Origin of the sequence: Francisella salimarina, assembly GCF_007923265.1 — a bacterium.
Taxonomy (GTDB): domain Bacteria; phylum Pseudomonadota; class Gammaproteobacteria; order Francisellales; family Francisellaceae; genus Francisella; species Francisella salimarina.
Genome location: NZ_VOJA01000004.1, coordinates 43,504 through 58,588, shown reverse-complemented (window position 1 = coordinate 58,588; position 15,085 = coordinate 43,504). Strand labels below are relative to the sequence as shown.

The window sequence follows — 15,085 nt, the reverse complement described above, 5'->3', positions numbered from 1 at the left end:
AACTGTTCAATAATTTAAAAAAGAGACTCTTCCTATGATTTTAGTCAGAAAAAAACCTTTAGGTGTTGTAATGCTAACAATTTTTACAATAGCTTTAGGTTGCGGTTATTTCTTTGGTGCGATGATGTTTACACCTTCTCTTCCAGCAATTACAGATTATTTTGATACAAGTTCATCATTATCTAGAATGACAGTTTCAAGTTTTTTTGTAACAATGGCTATATCTCAGCTTATCTATGGACCAGCATCAGATAAATACGGTAGGAAACCTTTAATTTTAATAGGATCTATAATCTTTGCTTTAGGTTCAATATTATGTATTCTCTCTCATTCTATTATATTTCTAATTTTTAGTAGAGCTATACAGGGTCTCGGTGCAGGAGCTTTAATTACTTTGGCTAGAACATTGGTTCAGGACTCTTTTAGAAAAGAACACTTTTTAAAAGCAGTATCTTGGATGAGTATATTTTTTGCCGTAGCTCCAGCTATTTCTCCAGTTATTGGAGGTTTTTTACAGTTTCATTTTGGTTGGCAGAGCAATTTTATTTTTATGTTTATTTTTGCGGTTAGTTTATTTATTGCTGTACTTTTTTTATTACCAGAAACTAATAAAGATAAAAATCCTAAAGCAATGAATATTAGTCATTTAGTCAATAACTATCTAATTGTTGCAAAAAATAAGAAATTTTGGATTTATCTACTTTTTATTATTACTGGTTTATCAGGAGGAATTTCGTTTGATGTAGTAGGATCATTTATATTAATCAAGGATTATCATTTAACATCAGTAGCTTTTGGTATGATCTCAACACTTTTATTAATGATGATAATTGTTTCACGTTTTTTGACATCAATGATATTGCTTAAGTATATGGATAAAAATAAGGTTATACTGTTTGGATTATTTCTCATGTTCTTATCATCTAATATATTGATAATTTTAGATTTATTAAATCTATTAGGGCTATTTGATCTTTTATTTATTCTTGCTATTTTTTTCTTAGCTTGTGGAATAGTAATACCAATTTCAGCAGCAAATCTTTTGAGTTTATTTGATAATATGAAAGGAGTAGCTAGTGCTTTTTATGGATCTATGCAAATGTGTGGGATTTTCTTGATAAGTATTATTGCATCAAGTATGAATCCATCGATTGGTTTTATGCTAAGTATTATAAGTGTATTATCAGTTATTAGTTTTATTATGGGACTTAGGATTTTTTATAAAAGAAATAATTTATTTAAAATTAGGAGTAATACTATTCAATCAGCGTAATATACAATATTTGATATATCAAAATAATCATTGATTTGTTGTAATTGGTTTTTTCTAAGAAAATTTATCCAAAAATTAGTTGTTTGGCAGTGGGTAGAACGAGTTACGGGGATTCTTATGTTTATTATTGCGATTAGCTGTACTCGAATGCTAATTAATTTCTAATCAACCCTATTAGATTTCTAAATTTATAGTCTCACCAATTTTTAAAATCAAAGCATTTTCTTCACCATATTTTTGATTTATAGCTGCTTGTTTGAATCTTTTAGGAGGCTCAAAAAACGGCTCTGGTGTAAGTCTGATAGTTCCCCAGTGCATGCCTATGGTTTTGGTCGCTTTGATATCTTTGGCTATTTGAATTGCTTCTTCCGGAGTAGCATGTACAGAACACATAAAATCACGAGGCTCGTATGCCCCTATACCTATTAAAGCGAGATCAAAATATTCTTCTTTTTTACCAATTTCTTTAAATACTTCGCCATAAGCAGTGTCTCCTGAGAACCATATTTTCTTATTTTTATCTTTGATTGAGAAGCTAGCCCATAGAGTTTTATTTCTATCAAATAATCCCCTCCCAGAAAAATGAACGCATGGCAAACAGCCTATAGTAATATCATTTATATTAATCTCTTGCCACCAGTTCATTTCGGTTACATTTTTAAAACCTCTTTTGATAAAGAAATTACTAAGCCCTAGAGGCACTACTACTTTGATATTTTCTTTATTTGGAAAGTTCTTTATAACTTTTGAATCTAAATGATCATAATGATTATGACTAATAATAAGCATATCAATTTTTGGAAGCTCATTTAAATCTAAAGGAGAAAATATTTCTCGTTTTGGTCCTAAAAATCCAGGCCCAGCATTTTTACTTAAAAAAGGATCTGTAACAATAAAATATTCATTAAGCTTAATCAAAAAAGCAGCATGCCCTAACCAAGTAATACTATAATCATTTGATTTATCTAACAGCTCTAAAGCTTGTTGTTTTTCTAAAACATGGTCTTTAGGAAAACTTTCTTTATGCTTTTTAAACATAGAAGAAAAAATAAATCTTAAAAAATCTCTACTTCCTCCTTTGCGCATGGGGCTACCTAGAGGATTAGAAAAACTATTTTTAGTAGAATTATTAATAGAGATAACTTTTACCGTAATGTATATTTGGTTGTATAGATTTATTTTACATCACAAACAATAATGAAAACTATAAACTTTGAAAAATTATATACTGATTTTACAAGTATTTTTGATTTATGTAGATACACAAATGAATCTCTAGAAGAAGAGATTGTTAGAAGAGTCAAAGAAGATAATATCACTGATGGCATGTTTCTTTTTAGGTTTAGATTAGTGATATTTAAGTTTGAAGTAACAAGCAATTCTATAGAGTATGTTGGTTATGAGAAGTAAATAATATATAAAATTTTAGCTATTTTTATTTAGAATAAGGGAACCTAATAAAGATAATACTGCTGTAACAATAGCAATAAAAGCAGGTACATAAAGTGAGTGGTACTCTAGAATAAGAGATTGTGTTATAAGAGGCATAAATCCAACGAAAACAGCAGAACCTAAACCATAACCAATTCCCATACCAACTAATCTTACTTTGACAGGTAGAGCATTAATACATCTATATTGAGCAATCATAATATAAGCACTAAAAAAAATACTATAGACTAAATACGCAACCATATAGTGTGAGTTATGAATAAAAGCATAGCATAACCAGATAGATAATATTGATGATAAAAGTAAGAACCAATTATCCAATTTTGGAATGCTATCTTTCTTTATTAGTAATGCTGATAGTAAGCCAAATAAACACATCATAAGTAAGCCTATAATGCTAATCTTGAGCATACTGTTAGAGCTATAACTAGATAGATTTGTTAAATAGCTTGGTAAAGCATAATAGAACAATGTAATACAAGACATAACATTAGCAGTCATCAAAAAACAACCTAATAACGGCATTTTGTAATGTTTGAATAGCTCAATAATTGGATTTTTTGTCAGTTGATTAGTTTGTAATAATTGTGTAAAAAGAGGACTCTCATGCAGCTCTTTTCTTATATAGAAAGTAACAATCCCTAGCGTGGAACCAAGTATAAAAGCAATTCTCCAAGCATAATTCTCAGGGAAAATAAAATTAAGTATTATCGTTAGTAGCTTAGCAAGCATTACACCTATAGCTGCAGAGATCATTATTGCTGCGATAGGATATATTTTGTTAGTAATGATAGTTTCGTTTAGGTATGTAAATGCACTATTGACCTCTCCACCAGCAGAAAGACCTTGCATAATACGAAAAGTAAGTAATAGTAAACCAGCATATATTCCTATGACTGAAGCATCAGGAATAAGACCAATACCTAATGTGCCAATTGTCATCAAAAGAACAGCAGCTACCAATACTTTTTTGCGTCCAACTCTATCACCAATTTGTCCAAAGATAATGCCACCAATAGGTCTTGTAACAAAACCTAAAGCAAATATTAAAAGTATGATAATTTGGGAGTTAGAACTATGAAGTAAATGAGCTCCAATCACTTCAGAAAAGCTCAGATATATTATAAAATCAAAATATTCTAGAACCATGCCTAAAGAACAAAGAAAAATAGTTTTTAGTTGTAAGTCTTTCATTTTTTTATCTCTAATTTCAAAGTTTAAATAAAAGTACCTAACTCGCAATAATTAGGTCAAATTGTTCGTAAGATAATATCATGAAAATAACTAAATTATAGTGAATATGGTTTTGTAAAAAACAAAAAAATAAGTCATTTTTGCTTTATAAAAGAAACTATTTTAATCATCTGCTATAATCTGTTTATCTAAAATTTTCAAAAATAATTTGCATGGCTGAAAAATATATATACTCAATGCATAGGGTCGGCAAAGTTGTGCCACCTAACAAATATATCCTTAAAGATATTTCACTATCATTCTTTGATGGCGCAAAGATTGGTGTATTAGGTCTTAATGGTTCTGGTAAATCAACACTACTTAGAATTATGGCTGGTCTTGATACTGAGATTGTTGGTGAAGCAGCTCCACGTAAAGGTGTCAAAATTGGTTATCTACCACAAGAACCGAAGCTTGATGAAACAAAAGATGTAAGAGGTAATGTTGAAGAGGCACTATCACACTTGCAAGAGATGCTTACTAGGTTTGATGAAATTAGTATGAAGTTTTGTGAGCCAATGTCAGATGATGAAATGGCTAAACTTCTAGAAGAGCAAGGTAATTTACAAAATGCTATAGATGCCGCTGGTGCTTGGGAGATTGATCGTAAGCTAGAGGTTGCTGCAGAAGCTCTTCGTCTTCCACCTTGGGATGCTGATGTTACTAAGCTATCTGGTGGTGAGGCTCGTCGTGTTGCTTTATGTAAACTTCTATTATCTGCTCCTGATATCCTGCTTCTAGATGAGCCTACTAACCACTTAGATGCTGAATCTGTAGCATGGTTAGAGAAGTTCCTAGCTGAGTACAAAGGTACAGTTGTAGCAATTACTCATGATAGATATTTCTTAGATAATGTTGCGGAGTGGATTCTTGAGCTTGATAGAGGAGAAGGTATACCATTTAAAGGTAACTATTCACAATGGCTTGAGCAAAAGCAAAAACGTCTAGAGATGGAAGAGAAACGTGAATCTTCACATCAAAAAGCGCTTAAAGAAGAGTTAGAGTGGGTACGTCAAAATGCCAAAGGTCGCCAAGCTAAATCAAAAGCTAGATTAGCAAAATTCGATGAGTTAAGCTCACAAGAGTTCCAAAAACGTAATGAAACTCAAGAGCTATATATTCCACCTGGAGAAAGACTAGGTAACAATGTCATCAAAGTCAAAGATCTTGTTAAATCATTTGATGATAAGCTTCTTGTAGATGGTCTTGAAATGGATGTGTATCCAGGTTCGATTGTTGGTATTATTGGAGCCAATGGTGCTGGTAAGTCTACATTCTTTAAGATGCTAACTGGTAAAGAAACTCCTGATTCTGGTGAGATAAATATCGGTGAAACTGTAAATTTAGCTTATGTAGATCAGTCTCGTGATGCTCTAGATGATAACAAAACTGTTTGGGAAGAAATTGCAGATGGTCTAGATGTAATTACAGTTGGTAAATTCACTATTCCATCACGCCAATATGTAGGTAGATTTAACTTCAAAGGTGCAGATCAGCAGAAATATATTTCTCAGCTATCAGGTGGAGAGAGAAACCGTGTCCATCTTGCGAAGCTACTTAGAAGTGGTGGCAATGTTATTCTACTAGATGAACCGACAAATGATCTTGATGTCGAGACTTTAAGAGCACTTGAGGAAGCTATACTAGCCTTCCCAGGTTGTATTATGGTTATCTCGCATGATAGATGGTTCCTAAACCGTATTGCGACTCATATGCTTGCTTTTGAGGGTAATAGTGAAGTAGTTTGGTTTGAAGGTAACTACGATGCTTATATCGAAGACAAAAAACGCCGTCTTGGCGATAAATATGATGCTATTACTAAGATTAAATATAAACGAATTTCGGTTGATTAATATTTATCTAATCAGCTATTTATCTAAATGATATTAAAGTAAAATCTTAATTATTTTTCTTTAATAAATAGCTTCGCTGGAGAGGTTTATGATAAAAAAAATATTACTTTGTATATGCTTTTTTCTCTTTCTATTAAACTATAGCTTTGCTGATACTGGTATTAGTAATGATCCGATAAATGCTCCTTCTAATCCTTCAAAAGTAGAGAGTAAAGGTTTTTTGGATGAATTTGTAGTTACACCAGTTACAGATGTAGCCTTATTGGCAACTGCACCAATTGGTTCTTTTTTTGGTTTATTCAAAGGGGCTTCAAAGACACAAGATATTCTCTATAATGGAGAATATCATTCAGGTGATAGCGATATGGTTAATGCTTTTGTAGCTCCATTTGCAGCAATAGGCTTTGCATTAGGTGGAGCAATTTATATGACTGTCAAACTACCTGCTGATCTGATAAGTGGTGAAAAGTTAGATTACTAAAAAGGAGTATATTTAAAACTTATAGTTGGGGGCTATAGTTTCCAAATTACTTTAGGCAAAGTCTAAAGTTAATAGTAACCTTCTTTCTCCATCTACAATATTTGGTGATCTATGAACTATACCTGAGCCTGAGTTGCCTATCCAAGATTCCCCTTTAAGTAATGCAATATCTCCAGTATTAAGTTTTTGAATATTTGTATTTTTATTCAAGAAAGGATTGTCGACCTTACCTAGTAAGTTTCTATCAACTTCTTCATTATATAACCATTCGCTTCCTGTACCTGAATAAGTTGTTACAAGTCTACATGGCACATGATCAACATGAAAACGAGGGCACATAGCTTTATCAATAATAGCTAATCTTAGACCGGCTTGTTCTAAATCAAAAAGATAACAAAACATATCGATGATCTCTGTTATATCTTCAATTAAATAGTTTCGCAGAGGAAAGTTTGGTAGCTGCTTAGTTAGTTGTTCTTTAACATCTAAGGGTTTGACTATTATAGGTAGAGTATGAGTACTGCTACTTTCTCTAATGTAATTTTTAGCAGCTATAGCTAAGTTTTCACTAATATTTCTCTGCCATATAGAGATATTAATATTATCATCGTATATATCTGATAGTACTAATTTATCTTTTGATTGAGATCTGTTTTTTCCAATAGATTTTACCATAGCTTCAGTACACAAGAAGATTTAACTTAAAACTCTTAATATGTTATATTATAACATTTAATAGTATTTGATAAGATTTATATTGTCTAGATACAAAATCAATAAAGGTTAGGTATTAGTAATGCAAGATATGGCTCCTCAAAAACTTATTCCTGTGATCGTAATCACAGGTTTTCTAGGTAGTGGAAAGACTACTTTCTTATCTAAGCTTCTTAGACAAGAAGGAATGTCAAGAACAGCTATAATAATTAATGAGTTTGGTGAAGTTGGACTAGATCATGCTTTAGTTGAACATAGTGATGAAGATATCGTTGAACTCCAAAATGGCTGTATCTGCTGTACTATTAGAGCAGATTTGACTCAAACATTACTTAATTTAGCAAATAAACTGTCAAACAAAGATACGAAAGAATTCGATAGAGTTGTAATAGAAACTACAGGTTTGGCAGATCCAGCACCTATAATCCATACATTAATGAGATCATTCGAGCTTCATCAAAATTATAAGTTAGCAGGGGTGATTACTATTGTTGATGCGGTTAATGGGGCTTCAACTTTAGATATACATCAAGAAGCTCTTAAACAAGCCGCAATGGCTGAACGAATTGTTATTTCTAAGACAGATATAGCTGACAAAAAAACACAAGAAAATCTAATAAGTGTATTAAGGTCAATAAATCCATCAACTCAAATAATAGATGGTGCAGATAAAGGTGCTGTAATATCAGCAATAATAGGTTTAAATACTTATGATTCAGATAGTAAATCTGAAGAAATTTTAAAGTGGCTTGCAATCGAAGAGTTTGATCAGCATCATAACCACGACCACGACCACGACCACGACCACGACCACGACCACGACCACGATCACGATCACGATCATCATAATATAAATCGCCATAGTAGTGAAATACAAGCTTTTTCAATGACTAGTGATACTCCTATTAGTTTGATGGCATTTAATTTGTTTCTAGAGCTAGTTTCAGCTATATCAGGACCAAACTTGCTTCGAGTTAAGGGTATTATAAATATAGTGGGAGAGGAGGTGCCTGTGGTTATACACGGAGTACAACATCTTTTTCATCCTGTTAGATGGCTCGATGAATGGCCAGATAATGATCATCGTACTAGATTAGTTTTTATAACTCGTAATATTCCTGCTGAGGCAATACAAAAGTTATTTGATTCTTTGTCATCAGCTACTACAGAGGCCTGATGTATTTTTGTGTCAAAGATAACAATTTTATAAAAAATAAATTATAATCACCTCAGAGTTTATTCTGACAATATTTATCTAAACTCTTTTTTATCAAAAGTTTGATAATCTATTTCGTATAACGTGTTGTTAACACAAGTTAGAATTTGCTCAGATAAATATTTAAAGTTAAAAACCTTAAGGGATTATTATAATATGTCATTTGAGAGTTATCCAAAAACTAGACTTCGTCGAACTAGACAGACTGAATGGTCAAGAAAGTTAATTGCAGAAAATACTCTTTCGCCAAGTGATTTAATTTGGCCGGTATTTATACATGATCGTGATGATGAAGGAGATATTCCTATTGAGTCTATGCCTGGAGTATTTCGTTATAGCCTAAAAAGTGTTCCAGCCATTGTCAGAAAAGCAACTGAGTTAGGAATCCCAGCAATAGCACTTTTTCCAAATATAAGTAGTCATAAGAAAGACTCTCAAGCATCAGAGGCTGTAAATCCATCAAATATTGTTTGTCGAGCTATAAAAGCTGCAAAAGATGAAAATAAGAATATCGGAATTATATGTGATGTAGCTTTAGATCCTTTCACAGATCACGGACATGATGGGATTTTAGACGATAAACATAGGGTATTGAATGACCAGACTGTAGATGTGCTAGTACAGCAAGCACTAGTTCAAGCGCAGGCAGGATGTGATATCGTTGCGCCTTCTGATATGATGGATGGGCGTATTGGAATGATTCGTCAAGCATTAGAAGACGAGGGGTTAGTTGATACGCAGATTATGTCATACGCAGCTAAGTATGCTTCAGGATTTTATGGACCATTTAGGGATGCTATAGGCACTACTAACCTAACAGGCAATGATAAAATATTAAAATTTCGCGATAAGCGTGGCTATCAAATGGATCCAGCAAACTCTGATGAAGCACTTAGAGAAGTAGCTATGGATATATCAGAAGGCGCTGATAGTGTTATGGTCAAGCCTGGTATGCCATATCTAGATATAGTTTATAGAGTATCATCAGAGTTTAGACTGCCAACTTTTGTTTATCAGGTAAGTGGCGAATATAATATGCTTAAAAAATCTGTTGATTGTGGTGATTTAGATGAGAAAGTTATTTTAGAGTCTCTGCTAGTGTTTAAGCGTGCTGGTGCATGTGGGATATTTACGTATTTTGCACCTTATGCTGCTGAGAAGCTATTACAGAAGTAATTATATGAATTTATATTAGCTCTTAGTTATAAGTTTACTAAACTATAGATCTAGTTTACTTATAATATTTTTAGACATTGACTCTATAGCATTTCTTACAATGTCAGAGAGTATTTCATCTTTTTCAAAGATTCTTTGACCCTCTACACCATAAAACTCAATATTACTAATATCCATCCCTATAGCATCAGCTAATGCTAAAGATGGCGCAACTCCAACGCTATGTGAGGATAGAAAACCACCAAAGCTAAGTATGTCTTTTGCTTTGAAATAAAACTCTGTACCTGGTGTAACTTTGGCATATACCGCATCTATAAGGATAATTTTGTCATATCCACTATCTAGAAATGTTAGTAGATTTAAACCTGGTCTATCAGCACTTTCTACAGTTATATTTTGGATATTTTTTTCTCTTACAACTTCAGCTAGTTTATCGGCTACAAACCAACCAAATTGATCATCTGCAAAAGGTGATCCTATACCAAGAATTAGAGTTTTTTGTTTCATTTTTTACCTTTTATGATAAATAAAATTCTGTAGGGATAGCACATTGTGCTGTCCAGTAAGGTATTATTTTATTCTTCTTTTTGAGTATATATTTACAAACTTAAATACAAAAAATACAGAGAAAATAGCTACTAAGCTTAAGCCAATAGTAGATGAATAATCATCAACAAAGTCTGTAACTAGATTAATTGTAGCTATATTTGTATTTAATAAACCTAACAATTCAACTAATGCAACGATATAAGCAGCTACTATCACAATACATAGTATTATAATGTTATAACGATAAAATCTATGCTCTTTTGAGTTAAAGCTTAGAACTTTTGACATTAATCCAGCATCTATAGAGTCAACTATAATCATCCCTAGAGCAAATGAGATAGGTAGCAACATAATATACCAAATAGATAAACCATCTAGTACATTAGCAGCAGCCATGCCCAATAGAGCTATCTCAGTCGCGGTATCAAAGCCTAAACCAAATAGAAAGCCTACAAAATACATTTTATATGGTCTATCTATAACTTTGATTATAGGTCTAAAAAGTTTTGCCAATACAGAATTTGATGTATGATCGTGAGCCATACTGGTTTTATTTTTGAGCATTTTCTTTAGAGAGAGAAGACTCATAGTCCCTGTTAGTAGCAAAAATACAGCCGATACAATAGTTCCAAAAAATGCACCAATATCCAAAGCACTAGTTTTCTCAATACTTGCAAAACTAAAGCCGATAACTATAAGTAGAGTAAGCAAGAAGACAATTGTAGAGTGACCTAAAGCAAAAAATAAACCAGTTTTGAAACTCGCTCTATTTTGAGTTATTAGTTGTCTAGTTACATTATCTATAGCTACAATATGATCAGCATCAAAGCCATGTCTAAGACCTAGCATAAAGGCAATGCCAATCATGCTAAGCATTTTGAGATCTTGGGTTGCTAGGAATAATAGTAACGCTAAGATTAGTACAGAGAAAATAGTTATATTTTTTCTCATATTAGTTCCTTAAATTATGAACATAGTTAATATTTCGCTACTTATTTTAACTAATTTTGTTTCTTAAATTAGAAATTTATAGCTAAATTAAAAAAATATGTGTCATAGGATGATTGATTGTGTTTAATCTCTATCAATATTCAATGTTAAGAAATGTGCAGAACAAGATATACAAGGATCATAGTTACGAATAACCATCTCAGCATGTAGTCTTAGCTCATCTTCTGGCTTATCTAAACCAAAGTTTTCTAAAGCTATACGCAGATCAGCCTCAATACAAGGTAAGTTTTGTGATGTAGGTGCTGATATTCTTATTTTCTCAGCTAAACCTTGATCATTAACCTTGATATGATCTATCTGAATACCACGCGGAGCTTCTACAGCACCCCAAGCATCGGCAGTTTTGATAGTATAGTCAACACATGGAGTATCTGTATATGAGTAGTTTTCACATACTTGTAACGCTCTTTCTATCGCCCAGTAGCCTTCGATAGCTCTAGCAACTACAGAGTGGAACATATTTTTACTTGGCCATTTAACACCAGTAGCATGTGCCATTTCTTGGATATGCTTAGGTAGTTTGTCGAAGTTTAGGTTGATTCTTGGCAGAGGACCTAAAAGTATTGGCTGACCATCAACAGTTGTAGAGTGTAGCGCTGTAGATTGTGGAGCATGGAACTCTCTGAAATGATCATCATACTCACTAATATGGAATTTCTCACCATCACTAGTAATCACATCATCACCAAATACAGGATATTCAGTAGGATGTGATAAGCTAACCATCTTAAACGGAATAGTAGTATCTGGGAATGATAGTGTAGATACCCACTCAACCACATCTTTAGCTTCTTTTAGGGCATCTTTTAGCTTAGGAATCAGTGCATGTACTTCTTTTACCAAAGGAGCTTTGTAGAAGCCACCAACTTTCATACCATTAGGATGAACAGATCTACCACCTAGTAGTTTAAGGATATCATTACCTAAATGTTGTAATTTAACACCTCGGACAACTTCTTTAGGGTAATCTTTTGCCATCTCGATAGCTGATCTATAACCTAAGAAGTCAGGTGCCGCTAATAAATGTACATGTAGATAATGCGACTCAATCCATTCACCCAAAAACATCAATAGACGCATATCATCAATCCATTGAGTTCTAGTGATATCAAAAGCAGTTTCATAAGCTCTTGAGAAGCCTGCTTGATATGCAAGAGGGCAGATACCGCAGATACGAGCTACAGCATCGATAATTGCATTTGGTTCTCTACCTTCGAGGAATTTTTCAAAATAACGCGGTGGTTCATAGATTCTTAGCTCACACTTATCTATTTTGCCATCTTTAATTCTTAAATCTAAAGCACCTTCACCTTCAACACGGGCTAAAATAGGCACTTCAATAACTGTTTCTCTACTCATAATTATACTCCAGCCTTTTTAAATACTTCATCTTGGCTACTGATAAATCTATATTTATCTTGGATTTGTTTGTCTGATAAACCAAGTTCTTTTAATCTAGTTGTCATTGCACCTAGATTGGCATATTTTGATGCACCAAAACAACCATAACAACCACGTCCAAGTTTTGGACAGATTGCACCGCAACCATCTGCTGTTACAGGACCCAAGCATGGCTCATCTTTTGCCACCATTACACAAGTAACACCAGCATGCTTACAGCTTGTACAAACTGGATCAACAACTTTCTCAGGCTCTACACCAAATAGTAATTGGCGGATAGCTTTGAGTATTTGCTCCGTAGTTATAGGACAACCAGAGATTTCAAAATCTACATTTACATACTCTTTGATAGCTTTTGCTGTAGATAAATCTTCTTTGATAATCACATCTGTATCTTGAGGGTATACAGCTTTTTGCCATTCTAGGAGCTCGGCAGCATTTGTATAGTTTCTTAGAGCTTGAATACCACCAGCTACGGCACAAGCACCGATAGCCACTACATACTTTGCTTTTTCTCTAATTTTTTGTAGGCGTGGAATATCATGATGAGTGTTTACACTACCTTCGATAAATGCAATATCAACATCAGCAAACTCATCTAGAGGACCAGCTTCTGCAAAGTGAACAATATCAACCATTTCAGCTAATGTAAGTAATGATACAGCATCATTGATTAGAGCTAGTTGGCAACCATCGCATGAGCTAAATTTATGCACGGCAATTTTTGGTCGAGGAGCTAAATTTTTTAATTTATCTTGAGCTGACATAACTATACTCCTTTTATTTCTAATAGTTTTTTAACAGCTGGATAAGCATATACAGCACCATCTTTACAGACAAACTCTTTGCCCATTTGGCAATGACCGCAATGTCCGATAGCACACTTCATGCTACGCTCTAAGCTGACAAAAATTTGCTCTTCTGGTACGCCAACCTTAGCAAATTCTTTAGCAACATTTTTCATCATAATCTCAGGACCAACAGTCATAACTACAGTATTTTTGTGATCAATATCAAGATCCGGAATTGCTGCAGTTACAAAACCATCATACCATTTCCATGGACCATGAGGCTCACCAGCTGTAGCTGCTAAAAGTACTTGTGTATTTGGTTGGTTGTTCCAACGAGTGTATTTATCTTGATAAATAAGGCCAGAAGTATCGCGAATACCTTGTACTACATAGACTTTGCCATAAGCATCTCTATCTTTTAGGATTTCTTCTGTTGCAGCAACTAGAGGAGCATTACCAAGACCGCCAGTCATAATTACAACATCTTTACCTTTAGCTTGTTCTACAGGCCAAGAGCTACCAAACGGACCTCTAACACCTATAGTTTTACCAGTTTTTAGTTTGTCCATGCCCTTAGTTATACGACCAACTACTTGGATTGTATGCTCAAAGATATCATCGGCAAAATTTCTATCATTAACAATAGATATTGCAACTTCACCAACACCATATAAGTACAGCATATTAAACTGACCTGGGTGGAATTTATAATTTTTGCGTAACTCTTCGTCTACAAAGCGTAAACGCAAGGTAAAAATATCATCAGCATCTTTGATAAATTCAACTATCTCTGCTTCATGTGGTAAATAAGCATCTTGTGGGTATATCATAATTATTTCTCCTCACAAATAGCGTTAATTTCTTCTGTAACATCAATTTTCACAGGGCACCATGTGATACAACGACCACAACCAACACAACCTTTAGTTTTGAACTGTTCTCTCCAAGTACCAAACTTGTGTGTTAGCCATTGGCGATATCTATGTTTTGGTTCTTCACGGTATAGTTCGCCATGAGTATAGCTATGATCTAATCCAAAACATGAATCCCATTCACGCGTATGTTCACTCTCTTTACCATCTAAACTCGGCTCTTCTTTTTCTGTATGGCAGAAACAGGTAGGACATGATTGAGTACAGCTACCACAAGATAGGCAACGAGCTGCAACATCATCCCATTGCGGATGGTCATAAGAGCTTGTTAGAGCTTTTTCTACTTGAGCTATCGGTGGTAGAGTTTTCTCTTGCATACCATATACAGCTTTTACTTTTTGCTCAGCTTGGTATGTTTGCGCACCAGTTGCAGGATCTAGTTGTAGAGCTAATATTGCTTGTCTACCTTTATCACTACCTATCTCGATTACAAAACCATTCTCAATCTCTGTCATCGCTAAATCAAAACCTTTATCAGCTTCTGGCTTATCACCTAGAGCTATACAAAAACAGTTACTGTGAGCTGTAGTACAATTAGCAGCTACGATAAACATAGCTTCTCTTCTAGCTTTATAACGAACATCTTGATAAGCATTTTCAACAAACACTCTATCTTGAATCTCAATAGCTCTTAGATCACAAGGTCTAACACCTAGTACAGCATACTTTTTGTTGTTCAAACTTTGATTGAATGCTAATCTGCCATTCTCATCACGAGAGACTTTCCATAGAGTTTCTTTCTCTTCAAAAAGCATCGGCTTAACAGACTGAACTGGTACACTCCAACCAAAAGCTTTTTTTGCATCTGTTTTGATGACTTCATATTTTGCCGGCTCTTGTATATCTACATAACCCCATGGAAGCTCACTTGCATTGTTTATGTTGTCATAAACAATAGATTTATCTCTAACTGCTGGCGCCATAACTTCATAGCCTTGCCCTGAGAAGTAAGAAATCATTCTATCTAGATCATCATGTTTTAAGAAATAAAACTGACTCATAT

15 protein-coding genes are annotated in these 15,085 nt (G+C 33.8%); 6 read left to right on the top strand and 9 right to left on the bottom strand.

Annotation, left to right across the window (positions count from 1 at the left end):
- Positions 1–34 precede the first annotated feature (34 nt).
- A complete protein-coding gene (locus FQ699_RS05765) occupies positions 35–1,273 on the top strand; it encodes a multidrug effflux MFS transporter (RefSeq protein ID WP_146421536.1) in 1,239 nt (412 codons plus the stop codon).
- A 174-nt stretch (positions 1,274–1,447) separates the two neighbouring features.
- Here the strand turns inward: FQ699_RS05765 and FQ699_RS05755 are convergent, their stop codons facing one another.
- Positions 1,448–2,359, bottom strand: coding sequence for an MBL fold metallo-hydrolase (locus FQ699_RS05755; RefSeq protein WP_146421535.1), 912 nt, complete (start codon positions 2,357–2,359; stop codon positions 1,448–1,450).
- Between the two features lie 111 nt (positions 2,360–2,470).
- Between FQ699_RS05755 and FQ699_RS05750 the strand changes: the two genes are divergently transcribed.
- On the top strand, positions 2,471–2,683 hold the full coding sequence (locus FQ699_RS05750; RefSeq protein ID WP_146421534.1) for a hypothetical protein: 213 nt from the start codon (positions 2,471–2,473) through the stop codon (positions 2,681–2,683).
- A gap of 15 nt (positions 2,684–2,698) precedes the next feature.
- Here FQ699_RS05750 and FQ699_RS05745 read toward each other — a convergent pair whose 3' ends face one another.
- Entirely contained in the window at positions 2,699–3,919 is a 1,221-nt protein-coding gene (locus FQ699_RS05745; protein WP_146421533.1) for an MFS transporter, read from the bottom strand.
- Between the two features lie 212 nt (positions 3,920–4,131).
- On the opposite strand from FQ699_RS05745, the gene ettA reads away from it, so the two are divergent.
- Both ettA and FQ699_RS05735 read left to right on the top strand, forming a co-directional pair.
- On the top strand, positions 4,132–5,811 hold the full coding sequence (gene ettA, locus FQ699_RS05740; protein ID WP_013923710.1) for an energy-dependent translational throttle protein EttA: 1,680 nt from the start codon (positions 4,132–4,134) through the stop codon (positions 5,809–5,811).
- 88 nt (positions 5,812–5,899) lie between these two features.
- Positions 5,900–6,292 (top strand): hypothetical protein, encoded by a 393-nt coding sequence (locus FQ699_RS05735; RefSeq protein ID WP_146421532.1) that lies wholly within the window; start codon positions 5,900–5,902, stop codon positions 6,290–6,292.
- A 51-nt stretch (positions 6,293–6,343) separates the two neighbouring features.
- Here FQ699_RS05735 and FQ699_RS05730 read toward each other — a convergent pair whose 3' ends face one another.
- Positions 6,344–6,967 carry a DUF1826 domain-containing protein gene (locus tag FQ699_RS05730; protein WP_146421531.1) on the bottom strand — a complete coding sequence of 208 codons (624 nt, stop codon included), beginning with the start codon at positions 6,965–6,967 and terminating at the stop codon, positions 6,344–6,346.
- 121 nt (positions 6,968–7,088) lie between these two features.
- On the opposite strand from FQ699_RS05730, the gene FQ699_RS05725 reads away from it, so the two are divergent.
- A complete protein-coding gene (locus FQ699_RS05725; protein WP_146421530.1) occupies positions 7,089–8,183 on the top strand; it encodes a CobW family GTP-binding protein in 1,095 nt (364 codons plus the stop codon).
- A 195-nt stretch (positions 8,184–8,378) separates the two neighbouring features.
- Positions 8,379–9,398 (top strand): porphobilinogen synthase, encoded by a 1,020-nt coding sequence (gene hemB, locus FQ699_RS05720; RefSeq protein WP_146421529.1) that lies wholly within the window; start codon positions 8,379–8,381, stop codon positions 9,396–9,398.
- Between the two features lie 42 nt (positions 9,399–9,440).
- Here hemB and FQ699_RS05715 read toward each other — a convergent pair whose 3' ends face one another.
- The 6 genes from FQ699_RS05715 to FQ699_RS05690 all read right to left on the bottom strand — a co-directional run bounded on the left by FQ699_RS05715 (position 9,441) and on the right by FQ699_RS05690 (position 15,083).
- Positions 9,441–9,905, bottom strand: a complete 465-nt coding sequence (locus FQ699_RS05715; RefSeq protein ID WP_146421528.1) for a hydrogenase maturation protease — start codon at positions 9,903–9,905, stop codon at positions 9,441–9,443.
- 63 nt (positions 9,906–9,968) lie between these two features.
- Positions 9,969–10,898, bottom strand: a complete 930-nt coding sequence (locus FQ699_RS05710) for a HoxN/HupN/NixA family nickel/cobalt transporter (RefSeq protein ID WP_146421527.1) — start codon at positions 10,896–10,898, stop codon at positions 9,969–9,971.
- 123 nt (positions 10,899–11,021) lie between these two features.
- Positions 11,022–12,317 (bottom strand): Ni/Fe hydrogenase subunit alpha, encoded by a 1,296-nt coding sequence (locus tag FQ699_RS05705; RefSeq protein WP_146421526.1) that lies wholly within the window; start codon positions 12,315–12,317, stop codon positions 11,022–11,024.
- A 2-nt stretch (positions 12,318–12,319) separates the two neighbouring features.
- Positions 12,320–13,126 (bottom strand): NADH-quinone oxidoreductase subunit B family protein, encoded by an 807-nt coding sequence (locus FQ699_RS05700; RefSeq protein ID WP_146421525.1) that lies wholly within the window; start codon positions 13,124–13,126, stop codon positions 12,320–12,322.
- A 2-nt stretch (positions 13,127–13,128) separates the two neighbouring features.
- On the bottom strand, positions 13,129–13,980 hold the full coding sequence (locus tag FQ699_RS05695; protein WP_146421524.1) for an FAD/NAD(P)-binding protein: 852 nt from the start codon (positions 13,978–13,980) through the stop codon (positions 13,129–13,131).
- 2 nt (positions 13,981–13,982) lie between these two features.
- On the bottom strand, positions 13,983–15,083 hold the full coding sequence (locus FQ699_RS05690) for a 4Fe-4S dicluster domain-containing protein (protein ID WP_146421523.1): 1,101 nt from the start codon (positions 15,081–15,083) through the stop codon (positions 13,983–13,985).
- Between the last annotated feature and the right edge of the window lie 2 nt (positions 15,084–15,085).

Bases quoted from the DNA above. Each gene is read 5' to 3' on its own strand.
- ettA (WP_013923710.1), top strand. From the start codon at position 4,132: ATGGCTGAAAAATATATATACTCAATGCATAGGGTCGGCAAAGTTGTG.
- FQ699_RS05725 (WP_146421530.1), top strand. From the start codon at position 7,089: ATGCAAGATATGGCTCCTCAAAAACTTATTCCTGTGATCGTAATCACA.
- FQ699_RS05750 (WP_146421534.1), top strand. From the start codon at position 2,471: ATGAAAACTATAAACTTTGAAAAATTATATACTGATTTTACAAGTATT.
- FQ699_RS05745 (WP_146421533.1), bottom strand. From the start codon at position 3,919: ATGAAAGACTTACAACTAAAAACTATTTTTCTTTGTTCTTTAGGCATG.
- FQ699_RS05765 (WP_146421536.1), top strand. From the start codon at position 35: ATGATTTTAGTCAGAAAAAAACCTTTAGGTGTTGTAATGCTAACAATT.
- FQ699_RS05690 (WP_146421523.1), bottom strand. From the start codon at position 15,083: ATGAGTCAGTTTTATTTCTTAAAACATGATGATCTAGATAGAATGATT.
- FQ699_RS05755 (WP_146421535.1), bottom strand. From the start codon at position 2,359: ATGCGCAAAGGAGGAAGTAGAGATTTTTTAAGATTTATTTTTTCTTCT.
- FQ699_RS05730 (WP_146421531.1), bottom strand. From the start codon at position 6,967: ATGGTAAAATCTATTGGAAAAAACAGATCTCAATCAAAAGATAAATTA.
- FQ699_RS05705 (WP_146421526.1), bottom strand. From the start codon at position 12,317: ATGAGTAGAGAAACAGTTATTGAAGTGCCTATTTTAGCCCGTGTTGAA.
- FQ699_RS05710 (WP_146421527.1), bottom strand. From the start codon at position 10,898: ATGAGAAAAAATATAACTATTTTCTCTGTACTAATCTTAGCGTTACTA.
- FQ699_RS05700 (WP_146421525.1), bottom strand. From the start codon at position 13,126: ATGTCAGCTCAAGATAAATTAAAAAATTTAGCTCCTCGACCAAAAATT.
- FQ699_RS05715 (WP_146421528.1), bottom strand. From the start codon at position 9,905: ATGAAACAAAAAACTCTAATTCTTGGTATAGGATCACCTTTTGCAGAT.
- hemB (WP_146421529.1), top strand. From the start codon at position 8,379: ATGTCATTTGAGAGTTATCCAAAAACTAGACTTCGTCGAACTAGACAG.
- FQ699_RS05695 (WP_146421524.1), bottom strand. From the start codon at position 13,980: ATGATATACCCACAAGATGCTTATTTACCACATGAAGCAGAGATAGTT.
- FQ699_RS05735 (WP_146421532.1), top strand. From the start codon at position 5,900: ATGATAAAAAAAATATTACTTTGTATATGCTTTTTTCTCTTTCTATTA.